Origin of the sequence: Rhodoblastus sp., from assembly GCF_019449565.1 — a bacterium.
Taxonomy (GTDB): Bacteria; Pseudomonadota; Alphaproteobacteria; order Rhizobiales; family Beijerinckiaceae; genus Rhodoblastus.
This window is the reverse complement of sequence record NZ_JAGRPM010000088.1, coordinates 183,001-203,393: the sequence shown is the minus strand read 5'-3', so window position 1 is coordinate 203,393 and position 20,393 is coordinate 183,001. Positions and strand designations below refer to the sequence as shown.

General features: G+C 65.0%; 19 protein-coding genes. 3 read left to right on the top strand and 16 right to left on the bottom strand.

Going from position 1 to position 20,393, the window contains the following annotated elements; genetic code table 11:
• Positions 1-79 precede the first annotated feature (79 nt).
• The 3 genes from QZ409_RS21385 to QZ409_RS21375 are packed head-to-tail and all read right to left on the bottom strand — an operon-like array spanning position 80 to position 3,215.
• Positions 80-1,069 carry an Hsp33 family molecular chaperone gene (locus tag QZ409_RS21385; protein ID WP_296715419.1) on the bottom strand — a complete coding sequence of 330 codons (990 nt, stop codon included), beginning with the start codon at positions 1,067-1,069 and terminating at the stop codon, positions 80-82.
• The gene (gene argF, locus QZ409_RS21380) at positions 1,066-2,010 is read right to left on the bottom strand and encodes an ornithine carbamoyltransferase (RefSeq protein ID WP_296715418.1); all 945 of its coding nucleotides are present in this window, start codon (positions 2,008-2,010) and stop codon (positions 1,066-1,068) included. The genes QZ409_RS21385 and argF overlap by 4 nt, the downstream gene beginning before the upstream one ends.
• Positions 2,007-3,215: an aspartate aminotransferase family protein gene (locus tag QZ409_RS21375; RefSeq protein WP_296715416.1), complete on the bottom strand. Its 1,209-nt coding sequence runs from the start codon at positions 3,213-3,215 to the stop codon at positions 2,007-2,009. The genes argF and QZ409_RS21375 overlap by 4 nt, the downstream gene beginning before the upstream one ends.
• Positions 3,216-3,802: 587 nt before the next feature.
• On the opposite strand from QZ409_RS21375, the gene QZ409_RS21370 reads away from it, so the two are divergent.
• On the top strand, positions 3,803-4,318 hold the full coding sequence (locus QZ409_RS21370; protein ID WP_296715413.1) for a GcrA family cell cycle regulator: 516 nt from the start codon (positions 3,803-3,805) through the stop codon (positions 4,316-4,318).
• A gap of 255 nt (positions 4,319-4,573) precedes the next feature.
• Here the strand turns inward: QZ409_RS21370 and phoB are convergent, their stop codons facing one another.
• From phoB to ribA, 12 genes are all read right to left on the bottom strand, one after another.
• A complete protein-coding gene (phoB, locus tag QZ409_RS21365) occupies positions 4,574-5,317 on the bottom strand; it encodes a phosphate regulon transcriptional regulator PhoB (RefSeq protein WP_283364669.1) in 744 nt (247 codons plus the stop codon).
• A gap of 23 nt (positions 5,318-5,340) precedes the next feature.
• Positions 5,341-6,039, bottom strand: coding sequence for a phosphate signaling complex protein PhoU (gene phoU, locus QZ409_RS21360; RefSeq protein WP_296715410.1), 699 nt, complete (start codon positions 6,037-6,039; stop codon positions 5,341-5,343).
• Positions 6,040-6,073: 34 nt separating this feature from the next.
• A complete protein-coding gene (gene pstB / locus QZ409_RS21355; protein WP_296715407.1) occupies positions 6,074-6,874 on the bottom strand; it encodes a phosphate ABC transporter ATP-binding protein PstB in 801 nt (266 codons plus the stop codon).
• On the bottom strand, positions 6,871-7,713 hold the full coding sequence (gene pstA / locus QZ409_RS21350) for a phosphate ABC transporter permease PstA (protein WP_296715404.1): 843 nt from the start codon (positions 7,711-7,713) through the stop codon (positions 6,871-6,873). The genes pstB and pstA overlap by 4 nt, the downstream gene beginning before the upstream one ends.
• A 1-nt stretch (position 7,714) precedes the next feature.
• A complete protein-coding gene (pstC, locus tag QZ409_RS21345) occupies positions 7,715-8,710 on the bottom strand; it encodes a phosphate ABC transporter permease subunit PstC (RefSeq protein WP_296715401.1) in 996 nt (331 codons plus the stop codon).
• A 63-nt stretch (positions 8,711-8,773) separates the two neighbouring features.
• Positions 8,774-9,817 (bottom strand): phosphate ABC transporter substrate-binding protein PstS, encoded by a 1,044-nt coding sequence (gene pstS, locus QZ409_RS21340; protein ID WP_296715399.1) that lies wholly within the window; start codon positions 9,815-9,817, stop codon positions 8,774-8,776.
• 235 nt (positions 9,818-10,052) lie between these two features.
• Positions 10,053-11,108, bottom strand: a complete 1,056-nt coding sequence (locus tag QZ409_RS21335) for an ATP-binding protein (RefSeq protein WP_296715397.1) — start codon at positions 11,106-11,108, stop codon at positions 10,053-10,055.
• Positions 11,109-11,125: 17 nt separating this feature from the next.
• Positions 11,126-12,211, bottom strand: coding sequence for a lysylphosphatidylglycerol synthase domain-containing protein (locus QZ409_RS21330; protein WP_296715396.1), 1,086 nt, complete (start codon positions 12,209-12,211; stop codon positions 11,126-11,128).
• A gap of 11 nt (positions 12,212-12,222) precedes the next feature.
• Entirely contained in the window at positions 12,223-12,360 is a 138-nt protein-coding gene (locus QZ409_RS21325) for a hypothetical protein (protein WP_296715394.1), read from the bottom strand.
• A gap of 234 nt (positions 12,361-12,594) precedes the next feature.
• Positions 12,595-12,996: a 2Fe-2S iron-sulfur cluster-binding protein gene (locus QZ409_RS21320; protein WP_296715392.1), complete on the bottom strand. Its 402-nt coding sequence runs from the start codon at positions 12,994-12,996 to the stop codon at positions 12,595-12,597.
• Positions 12,997-13,199: 203 nt separating this feature from the next.
• A complete protein-coding gene (locus QZ409_RS21315) occupies positions 13,200-15,593 on the bottom strand; it encodes a hypothetical protein (RefSeq protein WP_296715390.1) in 2,394 nt (797 codons plus the stop codon).
• On the bottom strand, positions 15,562-16,665 hold the full coding sequence (gene ribA / locus QZ409_RS21310; protein WP_296715388.1) for a GTP cyclohydrolase II RibA: 1,104 nt from the start codon (positions 16,663-16,665) through the stop codon (positions 15,562-15,564). The genes QZ409_RS21315 and ribA overlap by 32 nt, the downstream gene beginning before the upstream one ends.
• 194 nt (positions 16,666-16,859) lie before the next feature.
• On the opposite strand from ribA, the gene QZ409_RS21305 reads away from it, so the two are divergent.
• Both QZ409_RS21305 and QZ409_RS21300 read left to right on the top strand, forming a co-directional pair.
• Positions 16,860-17,825: a hypothetical protein gene (locus QZ409_RS21305; protein ID WP_296715386.1), complete on the top strand. Its 966-nt coding sequence runs from the start codon at positions 16,860-16,862 to the stop codon at positions 17,823-17,825.
• Positions 17,822-18,784: a heparan-alpha-glucosaminide N-acetyltransferase gene (locus QZ409_RS21300; RefSeq protein WP_296715384.1), complete on the top strand. Its 963-nt coding sequence runs from the start codon at positions 17,822-17,824 to the stop codon at positions 18,782-18,784. Before QZ409_RS21305 ends, QZ409_RS21300 begins: the two co-directional genes overlap by 4 nt.
• Here QZ409_RS21300 and fumC read toward each other — a convergent pair whose 3' ends face one another.
• On the bottom strand, positions 18,785-20,179 hold the full coding sequence (gene fumC, locus QZ409_RS21295) for a class II fumarate hydratase (RefSeq protein ID WP_296715381.1): 1,395 nt from the start codon (positions 20,177-20,179) through the stop codon (positions 18,785-18,787).
• Positions 20,180-20,393: the final 214 nt, after the last annotated feature.

Genomic DNA, 20,393 nt, shown 5'->3' with positions numbered 1-20,393 from the left:
TCAAGAAACGCCCGAGGGGGAAAAGAGTTGCCTTCGGCGTCGCGCCCTCCGCGAAAGGCCGCGCGCGAGGCGGAAGATATCAATCCTTGCGGAAATCGCCCGGATCGTAGCGGCGCAGAGTCGAGCAGAACTCGCAAGTCACGGTGATCGCGCCGTCGTCGCCGACCATATCGTCGCGCTCCTGCTGCGTGAAGCTGCGGAGCATGTCCTCGACCCGCTCGTTGGAGCAGCGGCAGGCGTCGCGCAGGGTCTGGACGGGAAATGCCATCACCCCGCGTTCGTGGAACAGGCGATAGGCCAGATCCTCGCTCGGCAAGGCGGGGTCGAGCAATTCGTGATCCTCGACGGTGGCGGCCAGGGCCTTCGCCTCAGTCCAGGCCTCGTCCTCATTCCATTCATGTCCGACATGGCCTTCAGGCGCGTCGCCGGGCGGGAAATCGGCCTGGCGGCGGCGCTCCTCGGAATGGGGCAGGAATTGCGCGAGCAGGCCGCCGGCGCGCCAACTCGCGCCCGAGGTCGTCACGACCTGTCCCGCCGCGAGACGAATGAAGGTCGGAATCTGTTCCGATTGCTGGAAATAGACCCCGGCGGCCTGTTCCAGCGAGCCGGATTCGATCGGCGCCACGCCCTGATAGCGCGAGGCCTCCGAACCCTGTTCGATGGTGAAGGCGAGATGGCCGCGCCCGAGCAGAACCTCCGGCGCGACGCCGCCCTGCTGCGGGAGCCGCGTTACGTCATAGCGGGCGAAGGCGCGCAGCCGGTCCGGCGCGTCGAAATCGACCACCAGCATGTCGACAATGCCGTCGGTGCGCGTCTGCAACTGGAAGCGGCCCTCGGATTTCAGGGCCGTGCCGAGCAGGACGGTCAACGCGGCGGCTTCCGCGAGCAGGCGCGCGACAGGATCGGGATAGCCGTGACGGGTCAGGATGGCGTCGAGCGCCGGGCCAAGCCGGGCGATGCGGCCGCGTAGGTCGAGCGGCTCAACCGCGAAAGGCAGCACGCAATCGTCCTGCCCCGCGGCGGCGAAGGGAAAGTCGGCGGAAAAGCGCGAACCGGAGCCGGTTGTCACTCTTTTCCCTCCAGGCACCAGGCGAGCACGCCCTTTTGCGCGTGCAGGCGGTTCTCCGCCTCGTCGAACACCAAAGATTGCGGCCCGTCGATCACCTCGTCGGTGACCTCCTCGCCGCGATGGGCCGGAAGGCAGTGCATGAACACGGCGTCCTTGGCCGCGTGGCGCATCAGCTTGGCGTTGACCTGATAGGGCGCGAGCAGCGAATGGCGCAGTTTTTCGTCCTTGTCGCCCATCGAGACCCAGCAATCGGTCAGCACACAATCGGCGTCCTGCACGGCCTCATAGGGATCGCGCATGACATTGACCACGCCGCCCTGCGCGCGCGCCCAGGCGATGAGCTCCGGACGCGGCGCCAGATCTTCCGGCGAGGCGATATCGAGCGTGAAGCCGAATTTGGCGGCGGCGTGAACCCAGCTCGTCAGCACATTGCAGCAATCGCCGATCCAGGCGACGCGCGCGCCCGCGATATCGCCGCGATGTTCCTCATAGGTGAGGATGTCCGCCATGACCTGGCAGGGATGGGTGCGCTTGGTCAGCCCGTTGATGACCGGCACGCTGGCGTAGGCGGCCATTTCCAGCAGATGTTCATGGCCTAGGATGCGGATCATGATGGCGTCGACGAAACGCGACAGCACGCGCGCGGTGTCGGCGATGGTCTCGCCGCGGCCGAGCTGCATTTCCGCGCCGGTAAGCATCAACGTCTCGCCGCCGAGTTCGCGCATGCCGACGTCGAAGGAGACGCGGGTGCGGGTCGAGGGCTTGTCGAAGATCATCGCGAGCGTGCGGCCGGCGAGCGGCTGGTCCGGCGAGGGACGGCCTTTCCGGCGGCGGCTCTTGATGTCGGCGGCGCGGTCGAGAATGCTGCGCAAATCGTCGAGCGAGAAATCCGCAATGTCGAGAAAACAACGACGCGCCGGATCGATCGGCGGCAATTTCATGAATTGGCTCCCAGCTTTCCCTTTGGCGTCGCCGCAACTTCAAAATGGGCGCAGGCCGCGCCAAGACGGCGCACGCCCTCGCGGATTTCGTCCTCGGAAACGATCAGCGGCGGAATGATGCGCACGACATTGTCCGCCGCCGGAATGACGATGAGTTTTTCGGCCCGCGCGGCGGAAGCGAAATCGGCGTTGGGCACGCGCAATTTGATCCCCTGCATCAGGCCCTCGCCGCGAATTTCCGCAATAACGTCGGGATGTTCCGCCGCCAGCCCCGCCAGGCTCTGCCGCAGCAGCAGGCCCTTGCGCGCGACATCGTTGAGGAAGCCCGGCGCGAGCAGAATGTCGAGCACGGCGTTGCCGCAGGCCATGGCGAGCGGATTGCCGCCATAGGTGGTGCCATGGGTGCCGAGTCCCATGCCCTTGCCGGCTTCGGCGGTCGACAGCACGGCGCCGAGCGGGAAGCCGCCGCCGATGCCCTTGGCCGAGGCCAGAATATCCGGCGCGACTCCATAAAGCTCATAGGCGAAGAATTTGCCCGTGCGGCCCATGCCGCATTGCACCTCGTCGAAGCACAGCAGCAGTTTGTGCTCGTCGCAAAGGGCGCGCAGGCCGCGGATGAAATCCGGCGCGCCGACGCGAATGCCGCCCTCGCCCTGGATCGGCTCGACCAGAATGGCGCCGGTCTGCGGGCCGATCGCGGCCTTGACCGCGTCCAGATCGCCGAAGGGAACCTGATCGAAGCCGGGCATTTTGGGCCCGAAGCCGTCGAGATATTTGGCGTTGCCGCCCGCGGCTATGGTCGCGAGCGTGCGGCCGTGGAAGGCGCCCTCAAAGGTGATGATGTGGAACCGCTCCGGCGCGCCATTGGCCGAATTCCACTTGCGCGCCATCTTGATCGTCAATTCGAGCGCCTCCGCGCCGGAATTGGTGAAAAAGACATTGTCCGCGAACGTCGCGTCGACGAGGCGGCGGGCGAAGGCCTCGCCGAGCGGGATCTGGAACAGATTGGACGTGTGCCAGAGCTTTTGCGCCTGCTGGATCAGGGCGTCGACGAGGTGCGGATGATTGTAGCCGAGGCTCGCCACTGCGATTCCGCCGCCGAAATCGAGATATTTATCGCCCGACGCCGTGATCAGCCAGGCGCCCTCGCCGCGATCGAAGGCCAGCTGGTACCGCGCATAGGTCGGAAGGATAGCTGACGTCACGTCCAGAACTCCCAACAGCCGCCCGCTGATCGCCTCCCCAGAGGCGCAGTCCTTAAAGAACCGGCAGCGAACCCGAAAATGAAAGCGCCGCCCCGCGGGGGCGGCGTCAACAGGCCCGCAATCTAGAAAATCCGGGCCGGAAGGTCAATTCTGTAATGGCTTTGGCGGGAACCCTGCGAGACGTCGGTCGAAAGGCGCAAGACAAAAATACCTGTCGTCCCAGCTTTTTCGAATTTCGCTTAAAGGGCTGGGGAAAACCTGCGACGCGCCCTTGCGAGTGTTGCACGCGATTCAACGACTAGTGTAGTGTCCCTCTTGTCGGCTACGACATCTCGTGCGGCGCCTGCTTATCAAGCGCCTGTTCCGTCAGTCCTCGTTCGGTCGGAGCGTTTCCACCGGCTGCGTCAGCGCAGCCGTAAAGGATACGATTCCGCCGAGAGAGACCGCAGGGGAAAGCAGCCGGACGCCGCCGCGCGCAAATACAACGCGCGGCTGAGTGGAAGTCACGAGCGCCAATGATGGCGCCGCCCGGGGAGCCGCCGTTTCCGCCAAACCTGCGAAACGGACAACGTTTGGAGGTCAATTCAATGTCCTGGACCGATGAACGCGTCGAGCAATTGAAGAAAATGTGGCTGGAAGGCTTGAGCGCAAGCCAGATCGCCAATGAACTCGCTCATGGCATCACCCGCAATGCGGTCATCGGCAAGGTGCATCGTCTTGGCCTGTCCGGCCGGGTCAAGTCGCCTGCCCCCGCGCCGGCCCGTGCGCGCCCCAAGGCGCGGACCGAGGAAGAGAGCCGCCCGACCGCCGCCCCGGTCGTCCATGGCAATCTCGCCCTCGCCGCCGATTTGCGCCCCGCTCCGGCGCCCGCGCCGCGCCGCGCCTCGGAAGACGTCGTCATCCCCATGTCCGAGCGCGTGAGCATCATGGACCTGCGGGAATCCATGTGCCGCTGGCCGCTGGGCGACCCCTCCAGCCCCGATTTCCGCTATTGCGGCGCGAAGATGCAGATCGGCGTGGGTCCCTATTGCGCCCACCACGCGCGCATCGCCTATCAGCCGGCGCAGGACCGTCGCCGCGACAAGCGCATCGCCCGCGCCTGACGCTCCCAAAAAGGGCAAGGGCGAGGGGCCGGCCCGTCGGCGCGCGATCTTCGAGCAGCAAATCTGTTCGGTTCAGACCGCGCGTAACGTCGGCAAGTCGCGGCGGCGAGACCTCCGGCGGCGAAAGGCGCGGTTCAGACCCCTCCCCCCTGCCCTTTCGGAAATGAAAAACCGGCGTGCGCGGAGCGACGCCGGTTTTTCATTGGACGGCGGGAGGTCGAGCACAAGCCCGGCCGAACGCAATGCCTGCAAGGATCAGCCGCGGCCGAAAGTCTCGTCGAAAGAATAGCCGGAGCCGCGCACGGTGCGGATCGGATCGTCTTCGCCGCCCGCGGCAAGCGCCTTGCGCAACCGGCCGATATGGACATCGACCGTGCGTTCGTCGATCTCGGCCGACATGCCCCAGACGCTATCGAGCAATTGCGAACGGGCGAAGACCCGACCCGGCTTCTCCATCAGATATTCCAGCAGGCGAAATTCGGTCGGGCCGAGATGGACGTCGCGGCCGCCGCGACGGACGCGGCGCGTCTCCCGATCCAGCTCCAGCGCGCCGGCCGTCAGCTTGACGGCGACGCGTTCGGGGCGCGCCCGGCGCAACAGCGCGCGTACGCGCGCCATCAGCTCCGGAACAGAGAACGGCTTGACCACATAATCATCGGCACCGACCGAGAGGCCGCGCACGCGTTCGCCCTCTTCGCCGCGCGCGGTCAGCATGATGACCGGCAGGGTGCGGGTGGCTTCCCGCGCCCGAAGGCGGCGGCAGATTTCCAGTCCCGAGACGCCGGGCAACATCCAGTCGAGAATGACCATGTCCGGCGCGGTTTCTTCAAGCCGCAGTTCCGCCTCGTCGCCGCGCTCGACGCGCTCGACGACATAGCCCTCGGCTTCAAGATTATAGCTCAGCATGAGAGCCAGGGCGGCCTCGTCCTCGACAACCAGAATTCGTGGGGCGCCGCCTGGCGAGGCGGCGCCGATGACCGATGCGCGCGGTTCGTTCATGAAATCGAATGGCTCCTAAAGACTCACGGCAGAGTCGAGGAATCGATGCCGCGCGGGCGCTCGCCCGGCATGCTCTCCCCGGTCACAATGTAATAGACCGTTTCGGCGATATTGGTGGTGTGGTCGCCGACGCGCTCAAGGTTCTTCGAGCAGAACAGCAGATGCGTGCAGAACGTGATGTTGCGCGGATCTTCCATCATGAAGGTGAGAAGGTCGCGAAACACGGAGTCCTCGAGCGCGTCCAGCTCCAGATCGCGGTTCCAGACCGCCTTGGCGCGCTCGACGTCGCGCTGGGCGTAGGCGTCCAGCACGTCGTTGAGTTGCGTGGCGGCGAGATCGTGCATCGACCGGAGGCCGACCACTGCGCGCGGAATGCGGGATTCCCCGGCGATCTTGGCTGCGCGCTTGGCGATGTTCTTGGCCTGATCGCCGATGCGCTCCAGATCCGCCGAGATGCGGATCACGCCGACGACGTCGCGCAGATCGACCGCGACGGGCTGGCGGCGCGCCAGAACGCGTACGGCGAGATCCTCGACCGTCCGCTGCAGCACGTCGAGACGCACGTCGGTCGCGATGACCTTCTGCGCGAGTTCGACATTCATCGTCGACAGCGCGTCCATCGCGTCGGCGAGCATTTTTTCGGCGATGCCGCCCATTTCTGAAATGTGGCGGTCGAGCGTTTCGAGATCGGCGTCGAAAGATCTGACGGTATGTTCGACCATGGTGCCTTGTTCCTGTCTGGCCGGAGAGCCGAAATCAGCCGAAACGGCCGGTGATGTAATCCTGGGTGCGGCGCTCTTTCGGCGCCGTGAAGATCTTGTCGGTATCGTCGAATTCGACCATTTCGCCGAGATACATGAAGGCGGTGTATTGCGAGACGCGCACAGCCTGCTGCATGTTGTGGGTGACGATGGCGATGGTGTAGTCGCGCCGCATCTCGTCGATCAGCTCCTCCACCTTGGCTGTCGAGATCGGATCGAGCGCCGAACAGGGCTCGTCGAACAGGATCACTTCAGGCTGGATCGCGACGGTGCGGGCGATGCACAGGCGCTGCTGCTGGCCCCCGGAGAGGCTGAGGCCGCTGGCGTTGAGCTTGTCCTTGACCTCGTCCCAGATCGCCGCGCCGCGCAGCGCCTTCTCGACGCGCTCGTCCATGTCGGCCTTGCCGAGCTTTTCATAAAGCCGGACGCCGAAGGCGATGTTATCGTAAATCGACATCGGGAAGGGCGTGGGCTTCTGAAAAACCATGCCGACGCGCGCGCGCAGGGCATTGATGTCCTGCTTGGGGTTCAGGATGTTCTCGCCGTCGAGCAGCACCTCGCCCTCCGCGCGCTGGCGCGGATAAAGGCTATACATGCGGTTGAGCACGCGCAGCAGCGTGGACTTGCCGCAGCCAGACGGACCGATGAAGGCCGTCGCCTGATTGGCGTAGAGCGGGACGCTGACGGACTTCAAAGCCCTGGTCTCGCCGTAGAAGAAGTCGAGATTTTTGACCGACATCTTTTGCGCGAGCTGGTCGCGCGACGCCGGAGCTTCCTGCGTAAGAACATTGGTCATTTGCTGGTCCTTTGCGCGCCAAGAACGCGAGCGGTGATCGACAGTGTCAGAACGGCGAGGGTGATGATGAGCGCGCCGGCCCAGGCGAGCGCCTGCCATTCCTTGTAGGGCGAAAGCGCGAACTGGAAGATCACGACCGGAAGGCTGGCCATGGGAGCGTCCAGCTTGGTGCTCCAGAACTGGTTGTTCAGCGCGGTGAACAGCAGCGGCGCCGTCTCGCCGGAGACGCGGGCGACTGCCAGCAGCAAGCCGGTGATGAGGCCCGCGCGCGCCGCCTTGTAGGCGACATGGCGGATGACGAGCGAGCGCGGCATTCCGAGGGCCGTCGCGGCTTCGCGCAGCGATCCGGGCACGAGGTTGAGCATGTCCTCGGTGGTGCGCACCACAACCGGCACGACCAGCAGCGCCAGGGCGATCGAGCCGGCGATGGCGGAGAAATGGCCCATCTGCACGACCGTGATCTCATAGACGAACAGGCCGATGACGATCGAGGGCGCCGACAGCAGGATGTCGTTGATGAAGCGCACGACGGTCGTCAGCTTCGAATTGCGGCCATATTCGGCCATGTAGGTGCCGGCGAACATGCCCAGCGGCGCGCCGATCAGCACGCCGAAGAAGGTCATGATCAGCGAGCCGACTATGGCGTTGAGCAGGCCGCCCGAAGAGCCGGGCGGCGGCGTCATTTCCGTGAAGACCTTCAGGTTCAGGCCCGAAAAGCCGTTCCAGAACAAAGCGGCCAGAATGAAAGCCAGAGCGATGAGGCCGACGCCCGCCGAGGCGACGCAGAGACCCATGGCGACGGCGCTGCGCGTCTTGCGCGCGGCTTGCAATGCGGACATGTCAGCGCGCTCCCTGGCTTTCGATGCGCATCAGCAGGAGGCGCGAGATCGAGAGGACGATGAAGGTGATGATGAATAGCAGCAGGCCCAGCGTAATCAGCGACGAGGTATAGATCGCGCCGTCGGCCTCGGTGAATTCATTGGCGATGGTCGCCGAGATCGTCGTGCCGGGGCCGAGGATCGAAGGGGCGATCTTGTGGGCGTTGCCGATGACGAAGGTGACCGCCATGGTTTCGCCCAGCGCGCGGCCAAGCGCCAGCATGATTCCGCCGACCAGGCCGACGCCGGTATAAGGCGCGACAATGTTGCGGATCACTTCCCAGCGCGTGCAGCCGATGCCGAAGGCCGACTCCTTCAGAACGGTCGGGACCGTTTCGAACACGTCGCGCGAGATCGAGGAGATCAGCGGCAGGATCATGATGGACAGGATGAGGCCCGCCGTCGCGATGCCGATGCCATAGGGCGGGCCAGAGAAGAGCTGGTTCAGCAAAGGCACGTTGGCGAAGGTCGCGATGATCGCCGGCTGGACATGCTCCTGCAGGAAGGGCGCAAGGATGAACATGCCCCAGATGCCGTAGATGATCGAGGGAATGCCCGCCAGCAGTTCGACCGCGATGCCGATCGGCCGCCGCAGCGTGTAGGGGCAGAGCTCCGTCAGGAAGACCGCGATGCCGAGGCCGAGCGGCACGGCGATGGCCAGCGCGATGATCGAGGTCACCAGCGTGCCGTAGATCGCCGGAGCGGCGCCGAAATTCTCGGTGACGGGATTCCACGCCTGCGACGTCAGGAAGCCGAAGCCGAACTTTTGCAGCGCGGGAATCGAGCCGTGGATCAGCGAAAAAATGACCCCGCCAAGCAAAAGCAGGACGGCGATCGCGCAGGTCTTGGTCAGGACGTGAAAGGCCTGATCGCCAAGCTCGAAGCGGCGCAACACCTTTTCACGACTGTCGCCCTGCGCCGCAGGTTTCGCCACGGAACTCAATGCGGCCTCCGCCATGTTTTCGTTCCTCGTACAATTGAGCGGCCGGAGGCTCAAGCCCCCGGCCAGCAGGAACAGCGTTTACTTGGTTTCGTAGACCGGCTTGCCTTCGGCGCTCTTGACGTCGAGCCAGGCCTTGCGGATCAGGCCGACCACATTGCCCGGCAAGGGAATGTAATCGAGCGCCTCGGCTTCCTTGGACCCATTCTTGAAGGCCCAATCAAAGAACTTGAGGGCCTCGCCGGCGACCGCGGCGTCCTGAGGCTGCTTGGGGATCAGAATGAAGGTCGCGGCGGTGATCGGCCAGGAGCCGGCGCCCTTCTGGTCGGTCAGGATTTGGTAGAAGCCCGGCGCGTTGGCCCAATCAGCGTTGGCGGCGGCGGCCTGGAAGCTTTCCGAATTCGGAGCGACCGTCTTGCCGTCATGATTGATCAGCTTGGCGTAGGTCATCTTGTTCTGCTTGGCATAGGCATATTCGACATAGCCCACCGAGCCCTTGGTGTTGGCGACGGTATTGGCGACGCCTTCATTGCCCTTGGCGGCGAGGCCGACCGGCCATTCGACGGCGGGAGCGGCGCCGACCTTGGACTTCCAGTCGGCCGAAACCTTGGACAGGTAATCGGTGAAGTTGAACGAGGTGCCCGAGCCGTCCGAACGGTGAACGACGGCGATCGGACCTTCGGGAAGCTTCACGCCGGGATTCAGCTTGGCGATGGCGGGGTCGTTCCAGGTCTTGACTTCGCCGAGGAAGATCTTGGCGACGGTCGCGCCGTCGAGGACCAGATCGCCCGGGGCGACGCCATCGAGGTTGATGACCAGCACGATGCCGCCCATGACCTGCGGCCACTGCACGAGACCGTTCTTTTCGAGGTCCTCGGCCTTGAGCGGGGCGTCGGTGGCGCCGAAGGTCACGGTGCGGGCGACGATCTGCTTGATGCCGCCGCCGGAGCCGATCGACTGATAGTTCAGGCCGATGCCGGTGTCCTTCTTATAGGTGTCGGCCCATTTGGAATAGACCGGATAGGGGAAGGTCGCGCCGGCGCCGGAAATATCGGCGGCGAGGGTGGACGCGGCGGCGCCGACGACGGCGACGACGAGGGCGGAACGCAGCAGGAGTTTGGACATGCCATACCTCTCGAGAGGTTAAACTGGGCGCGAACAGGAGAGGTGTTCGCGGATTGCGCTTCAGCGCGAGGAACCATTACGACGACTGGATGACACTTCCATGACGGCGCACGACACGCCCGCGAGCGAGGTCCGTTCAAGCTGAACCTTGGCGTGGAAGTTCGCGAAGATTCAAGGCGTGCAGCGCAAACAAGATTTTTTGCGACTGCTCACTTAGGCCTCACTTGTTGGGCGCTCATTTGGCGCTCTCATGGAGCGGGGCGAAGGCGGTGAAGGTCGCGCCGCGTCCCAGTGTCGATTCAATGCCGAGCCTCCCGCGGTGGCGGGCAAGAATATGCTTGACCAGCGCTAGCCCCAGACCGGTGCCGCCCTTGGCGCGGCTCTGGCCAACATCGACGCGGTAGAAACGCTCCGTCAGGCGCGGGATGTTCTGCGGCGCGATGCCCGGCCCCTCGTCGCGCACGGCCATGAAACCGAAGCCGTCGCGCGCGCCGATCTCGACGCGAACGGTCCGCTCAGGCTCGCCCGGCTCGGGCGCGCTATATTTGATCGCGTTCTCGATCAGGTTCTCGGCCACCCGCAGCAGTTCGTCGCGATCTCCGCGCACCACGGCCGGGGCCGCAGAAATCTCCAGATGGACTCGATTCTCGCGCGCCATATGCGTGAGGGCGTCGAGCACCTGCTGCGCCAGCGGGACCAGATCGACAGCCGCGCGCGGCTGGAGATGCAGACTCTGCTCGATCCGCGACAGCGAGAGCAGGTCATCCACGAGCCGGGCCATACGGCGCGCCTGCTCCAGCATGATGCCGAGAAAGCGGTCGCGCGCCACGGGGTCGGCGCGGGCGGGCCCCTGCAAGGTTTCGATGAAGCCAAGCACCGAGGCGAGCGGGGTGCGCAATTCGTGGCTGGCGTTGGCGACGAAATCGACCCGCATCTTCTCGAGACGCCTCGTTTCGGTCGCGTCATGCAGATTGAGGGCGACGAAACGCGAGTCGATCGATTGAAAACCGGCGACATGAACCTGAAACAGGCGCTCGACCGGGACGCGATCGAGCCAGGACACGTCTTCAGCGAGGCCGGAAGCCATCACCCGGGCGATGGCGTCATGCAGATCGACCGCGCGCAGGGTCGAGGCCAGCGGGGCCCCGAGGCGCAAATGCGGGAACAGGCCACGCGCGGGACCATTGGCCGCCACGAGGCGAACCGATTCGTCCACGACCAGCACCGGCTCGGGCATGGCCTCGATCAGGCTGGCGACGAGACCCCGGACAGAATCGACCATTTCATTCATGAGGGCCTATTTTAAAATCAGGCGCCGTTTTCCCCATCGCTTTGCGCGCGATTCATCGCGTCGCGCAGAGCGTCCCAACGGCGCCCGCCTTCATTCGCGCCGAGGAGCGCAAGAGCCAACACGAAAGGGATGACATAATAAAGAATGCGAAACATCAAGAGCGAGGCGAGCAGCGCCTCCTGCGACGGCGACGGCACCACCTTGAGCATGGTCGCCTCGAAAACGCCGATGCCGCCCGGCGCGTGGCTGACGATGCCCAGCAGACAGGCGAAGACATAGATCGCGGCGAAAGTGAAGAAATCCAGGCCGTCATGGCTCGGCAGCAGCACATAGAGGACGGCGGCCGCGCTGCACAGGTCCATGACGCCGAGCGCGATCTGCCCCAGCGACAGGCCCAGCCCCGGCAGTTCGAGCGAAAGCCCCTGCCAGCGGGCGCGGCGCGGACGGGCCGAAACCCAATAGAGATAGCAGCCGACGGCCGCGAGCATCCCGAAGCCGATCAGGCGGTTGAGATTGACCGCGAGACGGTCGATTTCCGAAATCGGCCCCGCCATGACCAGAAGCCCGAGGGCGATGACCACCGCCATGCCGAGCCAGAAGGTCACGCCAGCGACGACGGTGAGGCTGGCGATCTTGCCGGGACGCACCCCGGCTCGCGAATAAATCCAGTAGCGCACCGTGCCGCCCGTAAAAATCGGGAAACCCAGCATGAACGAGACGGCGTATGAGGTGAAGGAGGCGAGCGCGGTGGTGCGATAGGGCACGCGCAACTTCAGCTGGCGCAGGGCGATGGCGTCATAGCCCGTCAGCATCAGGAAGGAGCAGGCCGTGAAAAACAGGCCGAGCGCGATCTGGTTGGCCGAAGTCGCCGCGAAGGCGGCGCGCAATTCGGCCATGTCCAGATTGGCCAAGGTGCGAGACAGGACGAAAGCCGCGACGAGGACGAGGATCACGCTCGCGGCGGCGCCGATGCGGCCGGCAAGCCGGCGCCGCTTCTCGGCGGCGGCCAGGATCGCGGCGCGCTCGCTTCGTTTCTCTGATGAGGAAGAAGGGCCGGACGCCGTCTCCGACGCCTCCTCTTCACGCTCGTATTCGCTCCCCATCCGTTCCATCGCTAACGCTGCCCGAGCGGAATTGCATGTGGCTGGAAGCCGGATTCGCCCACCAATTCCGCGATATAGACGCGGGACACGAGCGAACGGGCGGCGGACCGGCAACCTGCGGCGACCGGCACGCGGACGCTCGCGGTCATTTACGGCGCCTGACCCGGTTCGGCAAGCCGTCGTTTCCGCCGCCATGCGCGCAAGCGTCGCAACTCCCTTAAAAAAAACCGCCGCGCGCCCTCCCAAAAAAGCAACGGGGGCGTGATCGCCACGCCCCCGCGTCCTCCCCGGACTGACATCGGTCCATTTGGCCGATGTACTTGGTCAAATTGCTTGGTCGATAAGCTTGGTCGCCCGGATCGGCACGATCCGGCGGCCCCGCCTCATTCCGAAATCTTCGCGCCCGACTTGCGCTGCTGAACAGGCATGGTCTCGTCGCCGGCGAATTTCACCAGAATATCCTCGTCGCGGATGATGTACTGGCAAGCAAGGCGGAAATGCGGCGGCTGGTCGTTGACCTCGGCGTCTTTGACTTCGGCCTTGGAGATCTTGCCCAATTGCTTGAGCATTTCCTTCTCTTTTTCGGTGAGGGAAATGGCGTGGGTCGACTTGCTGAGCACAGTGACTTCAACAAGGCAGGAACCGCATTCGCCGTCCTGGCAATCGAACGGGATCGGAATTTTATTGTCCTTGGCGAGCGCCAGCAGCGTGCCGCGATCGCCCGCCACCGCATAAACGGTCACGTCGCGGGTAACGGACGGAGAGGAAAAGGTCACATTGGCCATGGGTCAACCTCCAAAGGGGGGCGGTTTATGAACCGCGTTTGCTCCCGGCGAGCGACGAGCAAAACCCATGCCCGCGCCAAAAGCCTCTTGTTCAGCCCTTCAAGGGAAGACAATTTGTTCCGGCCCGATCAAACGGGAAAAGAAGGCGACAGCGCCGTCGTCTTGGCGACGCCCGCTGTCCGACACGCTTGTCGCGAAAGGCGTCAACCGCGGGGCGGATTGCGCAGACCCGGCAAACTCCAGCCTTTCGGCAGGAAATTCGCGAAGCCGCGAAACGGCTCGAAACGGAAGCGCACGCGATGCGGCCCCGGGCCGAGGCGAATGGCGCGGAACATCAGATTGGCCCGCAGAATCGGCGCCGGGCGGCCATCGACATAGGCGGCCTGCCAGTCCTGCCAGACGTCATTGAGGACGAGGAAGCCGCCCTGCGCGGGAGCGACCGCCTCCACATCGACCAGCGTATTGTCATAGCGCATGATTTTGGCCGTCCCCGCCTCCGCGCCGCTCGCGGAAGCCGCCGCGATGTCCGGCGCGCAGTCCAGTTCTGGCCTTGCCGCGCAATCGGCGCGGTCGAGCAGGACGAAACGCCGGTAATCGATATCCGGCATGCCGCCCTTCGCTTCGATCGCGGTGAAATCCGTTGCAATGGCGCGGCCCGGAGCCAGCACGCGCGGCAAAGCGTTGGCGTTCTCGTAGAGATAGGCGTCGGCGGTCTGCTTGACCAAAGGCAGATCGCCCGGCTTCAGGCTGGGGTCGATCTGTTCGATGGGCACGCCGGTCGCGATCCAGCGCAGCCCGAACAGATTGGCCATCGGCGATTTATAGGAGGGGAAGGCCGGCGAGAAGACGCGCTGCTCGGGAATGGCGACATGGTCGTTGGCGTGGGTGACGTCCACGAAAGTGGTCAGCCGGATCGGGTTGTAGCCGAGGTCCATGTCGAAGCCATGCGTCAATCCCGCATTCGGCCAATGGAAGTCGATTCCCGCCAGCTCCACGCGGTCGCGACGGTCGGGCTCGGCGTTTTCTGCGAGCTTCTGCTTCAGGAAGACGATGGTCTCGTTCTGCGTGCCCTCGCGCAAGGCGTCATAGGTCTGCGGCGGCAGGGCGGTCGACTGGTTGGGCGCGTTGTTCAGCGACAGGTCGAAGGTCAGCACGGCGCCGATCAAAAACACGCCCAGCGCGGGCGCGTCGCGCCAACGCCGCGCGGCAAGCAGAGCGGCGACGGACAGCGCTGCGCAGAACAGCGAAAAACCCAGTGCGGGCCAGGCGTCGCCAAGACGCCCCTTGGCGAAGGCGACGCCCAGGGCGACCGCGTAAAGCGCGCCGACCAAAGCCAATGCGATGTTGCGGGCCTTTTTGTCGGGCGGCGCGTCGATGAAGCGGGCGACGCAATAGCCGCCGACGACGCTGGCGAAAACGCAAAGCGGGAAGGTGGCGTCGGCCGGCCGCCGGAACAGATTGGCGCCCGGCACATCGAACAGGGCGGCGAAGACCGGCGTATATTTGCCGAAGGCGTAGATCGCCATGGCCAGCATCGCCGCCGAGAAAAACCGCATCGGCCGCGCGAAAGCCCACAACCGCCCGAATCCCAGCCCGACGAGCGCGAGGAAGGGCAAAGCGCCGAAATAGACCTCGCCCATATTGCGCGCGATATAGAGCCCGGTCTCGCCCCAGCCCGGCGACGGCGGCCCCCAGAAGGCCGATTGCGGCCCATGCACGTCATAGAGATTGGCGACCAGCGCCGTAAGCAGCGACCCGGGATGGAGAGAGCCGCGCATCGCGCCTTCCAGCGTGATTTCCGCGCGATTGGATTGTTGCGCGAGGGCTATGGTCCAGAGCAGCGGCGGCCCCGCCACGGCGATCCCGACGACGAGGCCGCCAAGCAGCGGCTTGAACATCCGCCCGAGCCGCGCAAAAAAGCCACGGCTATCGCCTTCCGGCGGCGAAAACAGCCGCCAGATGACGAAAAACGTCAGCGTCAGCACGAAGAGCCAGGCGATCTGATCGCGGCCAAGCACCATCAAGGCGGCAAACAGCCCGGCCAGCGCGCCCCAAAGGAAAGAGCCGCGATCGAGCGCGCGACTGAGCGCCCAGAAGGCGAGCGGAAACCAGGACAGGCTGAGAATCTGGCCGGTGTGCTGGATGCGCCAGGCGGCCGAGCCGCCATAGGCGAAGGCGAGCGCCACAACCAGTCCCCCGGCCGCGCGCCAGCCGCGATCGCGGAAATAAAGCATCCAGCCGATGCCCCCGAGCGTGAGCATGGCGAAGGCGACCGCGTCGGCCTCCTGAAAGCTCGGCGCCGGATCGAGCGCCGCCAGCAGAAGATAAGGCGGGGAGAAGATCAGCGATTGCGGATCGGCGACCTGCGGCATGCCCGCGAAGACATTGGGCGTCCAGAACGGCGACTGGCCGCTATGCAGCGCGTGCGCGAGGAAGGAGAGCTGCGGTTGGAAATGCGCCTTGGAATCCCACGGAATCGTCACCTGCCCGGACAGCCACGGCCAAGCCAGGTAAAGGCTGGCGAGGACGAACAGGAAAAGCGCGAAACGAAAGACCCGGCGGGACTCAGCCGCCGCCGGCGGGGGGGAGATCGACATCGAGATAATGGCCCGCTCTGTCGCGCTTGGTGGCGAGGTAATGGATGTTCTGCGGCGTCGGCCGGCCCTGGATGCGCTGGTCCGTCACGTCGAGCCCCGCCGCGCGCAGGGCTTCGATCTTGGCCGGATTATTGGTCATCAGCCGGACGCGCGTCACGCCAAGCAGGTCGAGCATGCGCGCCGCATAGCCGAAGCGGCGCTGATCGAGGCCGAAGCCGAGGATTTCGTCGGCGTCATAGGTGTCGTAGCCTTGCGCCTGGAGCGAATAGGCGCGGACTTTGTTGGCGAGGCCGTTGCCGCGCCCTTCCTGGTCGAGATAGAGGATAACGCCGCCGCCATTCTCGGCCATGAAACGCGCGGTATGGCGCAGCTGGTCGCCGCAATCGCATTTGAGCGAGCCGAACAGGTCGCCGGTGAGGCAGGCGGAATGCAGCCGGACCTGGACCGGGCCGGAGAGATCGGGCTTGCCGACGATGACCGCCGCCTGGTCGCGCAGACCTTCACCGCCGCGAAAGACCGCGATTTCTGAATTGGGCGCGCCTTCGAGCGGCAGCGGCGCGCGGCCGATCAGATGAAGAGACAGCACCTTCTTGGCGCGGAAGGAGCGCACGTCGCAGCCATTGACCTCCTGCAATTGCGGCATCGGGTCCGCCAAGGGAGCGACGATCGCGCCAGGCAAGAGCGTGGCGAGGCGCAGCAGATCGAGCGCGGCCTCGTCGGCGGCGCCGGGCGCAGCCACTGGCGCGTCGATGGAGGCGCCCTCGTCCGCCAAAAGCGCGCCGACCCGCTCGACGTCGATCTTCGGCATCGAAATGAGGCCGGGCGCCGTACGCTCGACACCGAGGCGGCGCAGCCTTTGGGCGGAAAGGATCAGATTGGCGCGGCCGCGCGCCAGTTGTTCGAGCGCGGCGGCGCTGGCGGAATCGAGATTCTCTGCAGGGAAGACCAATTGGCGGACGGAGCCTTCGAGCAGGGCCACGGGCCGCCCAGCCCGCAATTCCGCCACCGCGCGCTCCACGCTGACCGCGCCGGAGACCGCAGGCGAAGAAAAAAGACCCAAAACATCCGTCATTTGCGAGGAAAGCCCTTGTTCGCACGCCGTTGCGCCGTTTCCTACATAATCGCTTCGGGCCACGAGAACCAGCTTTAAGCGAGAAATGAGCCAAAGCTTTCCCTGCATGCCGCGGCGCTTTTTTCTGGAATGCCGCGGCGCTTGCCTTGACGGCCGGGCCGGCTTAAAGCCGAAAGCCTCTTTCGGATGATCCCATGCGCCTTTTTCGTCTCGCCTGCCTCCTGTCCTGCCTCGTCGCGCCCGCTCTGACCGCCCCCGCTCAAGCGCAGGGCGCCAAGGAGCTCGTCAACGAATTGGCGGTGAAGGTCGTCAATAAATCGACGCCCGAACTCTGCGCCGAGCGCGACAATGTCGAGCTGGATTTCGTCTCGCCGGACGTGCGCCATTTCACCATCCAGGCGGCGCATCCCGTCTATATCGGCATGATCAGCACAGACCGCTGGGCGCCTGATTTTTCCGCCTGCAACATTCCGCATGCCGAGGGCGCGCTGCCACGCAAGACCTTTTTCGAGACGCCGACGCTGTGGCTGACCGGCCTGACCGATCCGGATTTCTGGCGTCCGGCGAATGTGCCGATCCGCGTCGGCGACCATGTCGAGCCGGGGTTCAATTACATCCAGCTCTGGATGCTGTTTCGCGAGCGCGCCGAGGAAGTTCTCGTCCTTTATCCATCCGACGGCAATTGGCGCATCCGCCCCCTGCCCTTCGGCGATATGCGCTGGACGGCCTATGGCTCGTCGTTCCAGATCGGGCCGTTGGAGGTTCAGGATGGACCCGGTGGCCCGCGACCGATCGTCGCGATCAAGGATATCGCCTTCGATCCCGCCAAAAAGGCCTTCACATTGAATTTCGTGCGCGGCGGTTCGGCGACCGTGACGATCCGGCAGGTCGATCAGGATCATGTCGCGCTCGACGTCGCTTATTCCGGCGCCATCCCCGCCAATCTGCCCTTCGCGGCGCTGCGCTCCATGTTCGCCAGCGAGACCAATTCCGACGTCGCCCGCGTGGCCTGGCGCGTCAAGGACGGCAAGGGCTGGGAGGAATCCCCGGTCCTGTCCTTCCCCGGCGCGATGGTCACCGAGCTTTGGGCGGGACGCCACTCGGCCTCCCGGCATAATCTCTCGGCGCCGGACATGGTCTTTTCGCACTTCCAGCCGTGACCGCCCCCGCCCCGCGCCCCGACATTCTCCGCCTCGGCTGGATCGATTCCGCGCGCGGCCTCTCGCTCTGGGCGATGTTCGGCTTTCATCTGACCTGGGATCTGGCCTATTTTGGCTGGATCGATCACGGAATTCCCCATACGGCGGGTTTCCATTGGCTCGGCCAAGCCATCGGAGCGAGCTTTTTGATGCTGGTGGGGATCAGCCTCGCCCTCGCCAGACAGACGCGCGGCCCGCTCCTGCGCAGCCCGGCCTTCTGGCGGCGCTGGGCAATGATCATCGCAGCGGCGGCGGCGATCAGCCTTTCCTCTTTTTGGCTGTTCCCGGCGACCCCGATCTTTTTTGGCATCCTCCATTGCATCGCGCTTGCCAGCCTCGTCGCCGCGCCTTTGGTCGCCGCCCCAGCCTGGGTCTTGCTCGCGGCGGGCGCCCTTGCGCTGGCGGCGCCGCATATCCTCGCCGCGCCCTTTTTTGATGCGAAAATCTTCTGGTGGACCGGACTGGGGACGTTCGAGCCGCCCAGCAATGATTTCCGCCCGCTGTTTCCATGGTTGGCCTTCGTCCTGTTCGGCTTGGCGCTCGGGCAATGGATCGCAAGGCGGGCGCAAGGCGAAGCCCCGCCGGCGCGCGGGCCGGTTTCGCGCGCTCTCGCTTTGTGCGGGCGCCATTCGCTGGCCTTCTATCTGATTCATCAGCCGCTGCTGTTCGGCTTTTTCTCTCTGCTCGCGCTCTTCGTCGTCGCGCCCGCGCGGGAAACCGGCTTCATCGGGCAATGCTTCGCGCAATGTTTCGAGGACACGCACGAGGCCGAGCTTTGCCAAAAGACCTGCGTCTGCACGGTCGCGCACGCCAAGGCGGACGGCTATTGGCCCCGGATGGCGCGCGACGATCTGACGCCCGCGCAGAAAACTCAGGCGCATGACGCGATCATGGCCTGTTTCGGCGACAATCGCGATTGATCAGCCCTTCGGGGCGAGCATGTCCTCGGGTCGAACCCAGGCGTCATAATCCTCAGCGCTGACGAAGCCGAGCCGGATCGCCTCCTCGCGCAGGCTCGCGCCATTCGCATGGGCCGATTTGGCGATTTTCGCGGCCTTGTCGTAACCGATCCTGGGCGTCAAGGCCGTCACCAGCATCAGCGAATTCCGCATGGCCGCTTCGAGTTTTTGCGGATCCGCCGCGAGACCATCGATGCAATGGACCGCGAAGCTGCGGGCGCAATCGGCCAGCAGACGCACGCTTTCAAGAAAGGCGAAGGCGATCACCGGCTTGTAGACATTCAGCTCGAAATGGCCCTGCGACGCGGCGAAGGCGATGGTCGCCTGATTGCCGAACACCCGCGCGCAGACCATGGTCAGGGCCTCGACCTGGGTCGGATTGACCTTGCCGGGCATGATCGAAGAGCCGGGCTCGTTCGCCGGCAGAATCAGTTCGCCAAGCCCGGCGCGCGGCCCGCTGCCCGCGAGCCGAATGTCGCTGGCGATCTTGAACAGGCCGGTCGCCACGGATTCCAGAGCGCCATGCGCGAAGACCAGAGCGTCGTGGCTGGCCAGCGCCTCGAAGAAGTTTTCCGCCGGCTTGAAGGGCAGGCCCGTTTCGCGGGCGATTTCCCGGGCGAATTTCGCGGCGAACAGCTTGTGGGAATTCAGCCCCGTGCCGACCGCCGTCGCACCCTGCGCCAGGAAGGCGAGCCCCGGGAGCGCCGCCTCGATCCGCTCGACGCCAAGGGCGACCTGCGCGACATAGCCCGAAAACTCCTGCCTGAGCGTGATCGGAGTCGCATCCTGCAAATGGGTCCGGCCGATCTTGATCAGGCTGGCGAATTCCCGCGCCTTGGCGCGCAGGCTCGCTTCGAGTTGGCGCAGCGCCGGCAGGAGATTTTGGATCAGCGCCCTCGTCGCCGCGACATGCATGGCGGTCGGAAAGGAATCATTGGACGATTGCCCCAGATTGACATGGTCATTGGGATGAACGGGGTCCATGGCGCCTCGCGCCGCGCCAAAAACCTCATTGGCGCGATTTGCGATCACCTCGTTGACGTTCATGTGGCTCTGCGTGCCGGAGCCCGTCTGCCAGACTTTTAGCGGGAAATGATCGTCGAGCCGGCCGGAGGCGATTTCCTCGGCGGCGTCGACGATGGCGCCAGCGAGCTTGGGATCGAGCAGGCCGAGTTCGGCATTGACCTTCGCGGCCGCCTTCTTGCCCAAAGCGAGGGCGTGAATGATCTCGCGCGGCATGAGTTGCCCGCCAATCGCGAAATTGCGCAGGGAACGCTCGGTCTGCGCGCCCCAGAGCCTGTCCTCGGCCACCTCGATCGGGCCGAACGAGTCCGTTTCGGTGCGGGTCTGCGTCATGGCGGAGCTCCAAACGGCGCCCGCCCGGCAAATCGGACGATGCGCCCAGAAGAGGGGTGAACAGACTACGCCGATCGGCGCGCCGGGCCTTCGGCCTCGCTGTCACGATTTGGTGATCGTTTAAAACACGAAAAATTGCACCCTAAAGCCGGTTCGCGCGTTTGTTAGGCACTATCCCCCCGTTCAGGGCCTGCGCCCCGAGCGCGCGCCGCGA

Coding starts and splice junctions, on each gene's coding strand:
- argF (WP_296715418.1), bottom strand. CDS start 2,010: ATGAAATTGCCGCCGATCGATCCGGCGCGTCGTTGTTTTCTCGACATT.
- QZ409_RS21370 (WP_296715413.1), top strand. CDS start 3,803: ATGTCCTGGACCGATGAACGCGTCGAGCAATTGAAGAAAATGTGGCTG.
- phoB (WP_283364669.1), bottom strand. CDS start 5,317: ATGAACGAACCGCGCGCATCGGTCATCGGCGCCGCCTCGCCAGGCGGC.
- phoU (WP_296715410.1), bottom strand. CDS start 6,039: ATGGTCGAACATACCGTCAGATCTTTCGACGCCGATCTCGAAACGCTC.
- pstB (WP_296715407.1), bottom strand. CDS start 6,874: ATGACCAATGTTCTTACGCAGGAAGCTCCGGCGTCGCGCGACCAGCTC.
- pstA (WP_296715404.1), bottom strand. CDS start 7,713: ATGTCCGCATTGCAAGCCGCGCGCAAGACGCGCAGCGCCGTCGCCATG.
- pstC (WP_296715401.1), bottom strand. CDS start 8,710: ATGGCGGAGGCCGCATTGAGTTCCGTGGCGAAACCTGCGGCGCAGGGC.
- pstS (WP_296715399.1), bottom strand. CDS start 9,817: ATGTCCAAACTCCTGCTGCGTTCCGCCCTCGTCGTCGCCGTCGTCGGC.
- QZ409_RS21335 (WP_296715397.1), bottom strand. CDS start 11,108: ATGAATGAAATGGTCGATTCTGTCCGGGGTCTCGTCGCCAGCCTGATC.
- QZ409_RS21330 (WP_296715396.1), bottom strand. CDS start 12,211: ATGGGGAGCGAATACGAGCGTGAAGAGGAGGCGTCGGAGACGGCGTCC.
- QZ409_RS21325 (WP_296715394.1), bottom strand. CDS start 12,360: ATGACCGCGAGCGTCCGCGTGCCGGTCGCCGCAGGTTGCCGGTCCGCC.
- QZ409_RS21320 (WP_296715392.1), bottom strand. CDS start 12,996: ATGGCCAATGTGACCTTTTCCTCTCCGTCCGTTACCCGCGACGTGACC.
- QZ409_RS21315 (WP_296715390.1), bottom strand. CDS start 15,593: ATGTCGATCTCCCCCCCGCCGGCGGCGGCTGAGTCCCGCCGGGTCTTT.
- ribA (WP_296715388.1), bottom strand. CDS start 16,665: ATGACGGATGTTTTGGGTCTTTTTTCTTCGCCTGCGGTCTCCGGCGCG.
- QZ409_RS21305 (WP_296715386.1), top strand. CDS start 16,860: ATGCGCCTTTTTCGTCTCGCCTGCCTCCTGTCCTGCCTCGTCGCGCCC.
- fumC (WP_296715381.1), bottom strand. CDS start 20,179: ATGACGCAGACCCGCACCGAAACGGACTCGTTCGGCCCGATCGAGGTG.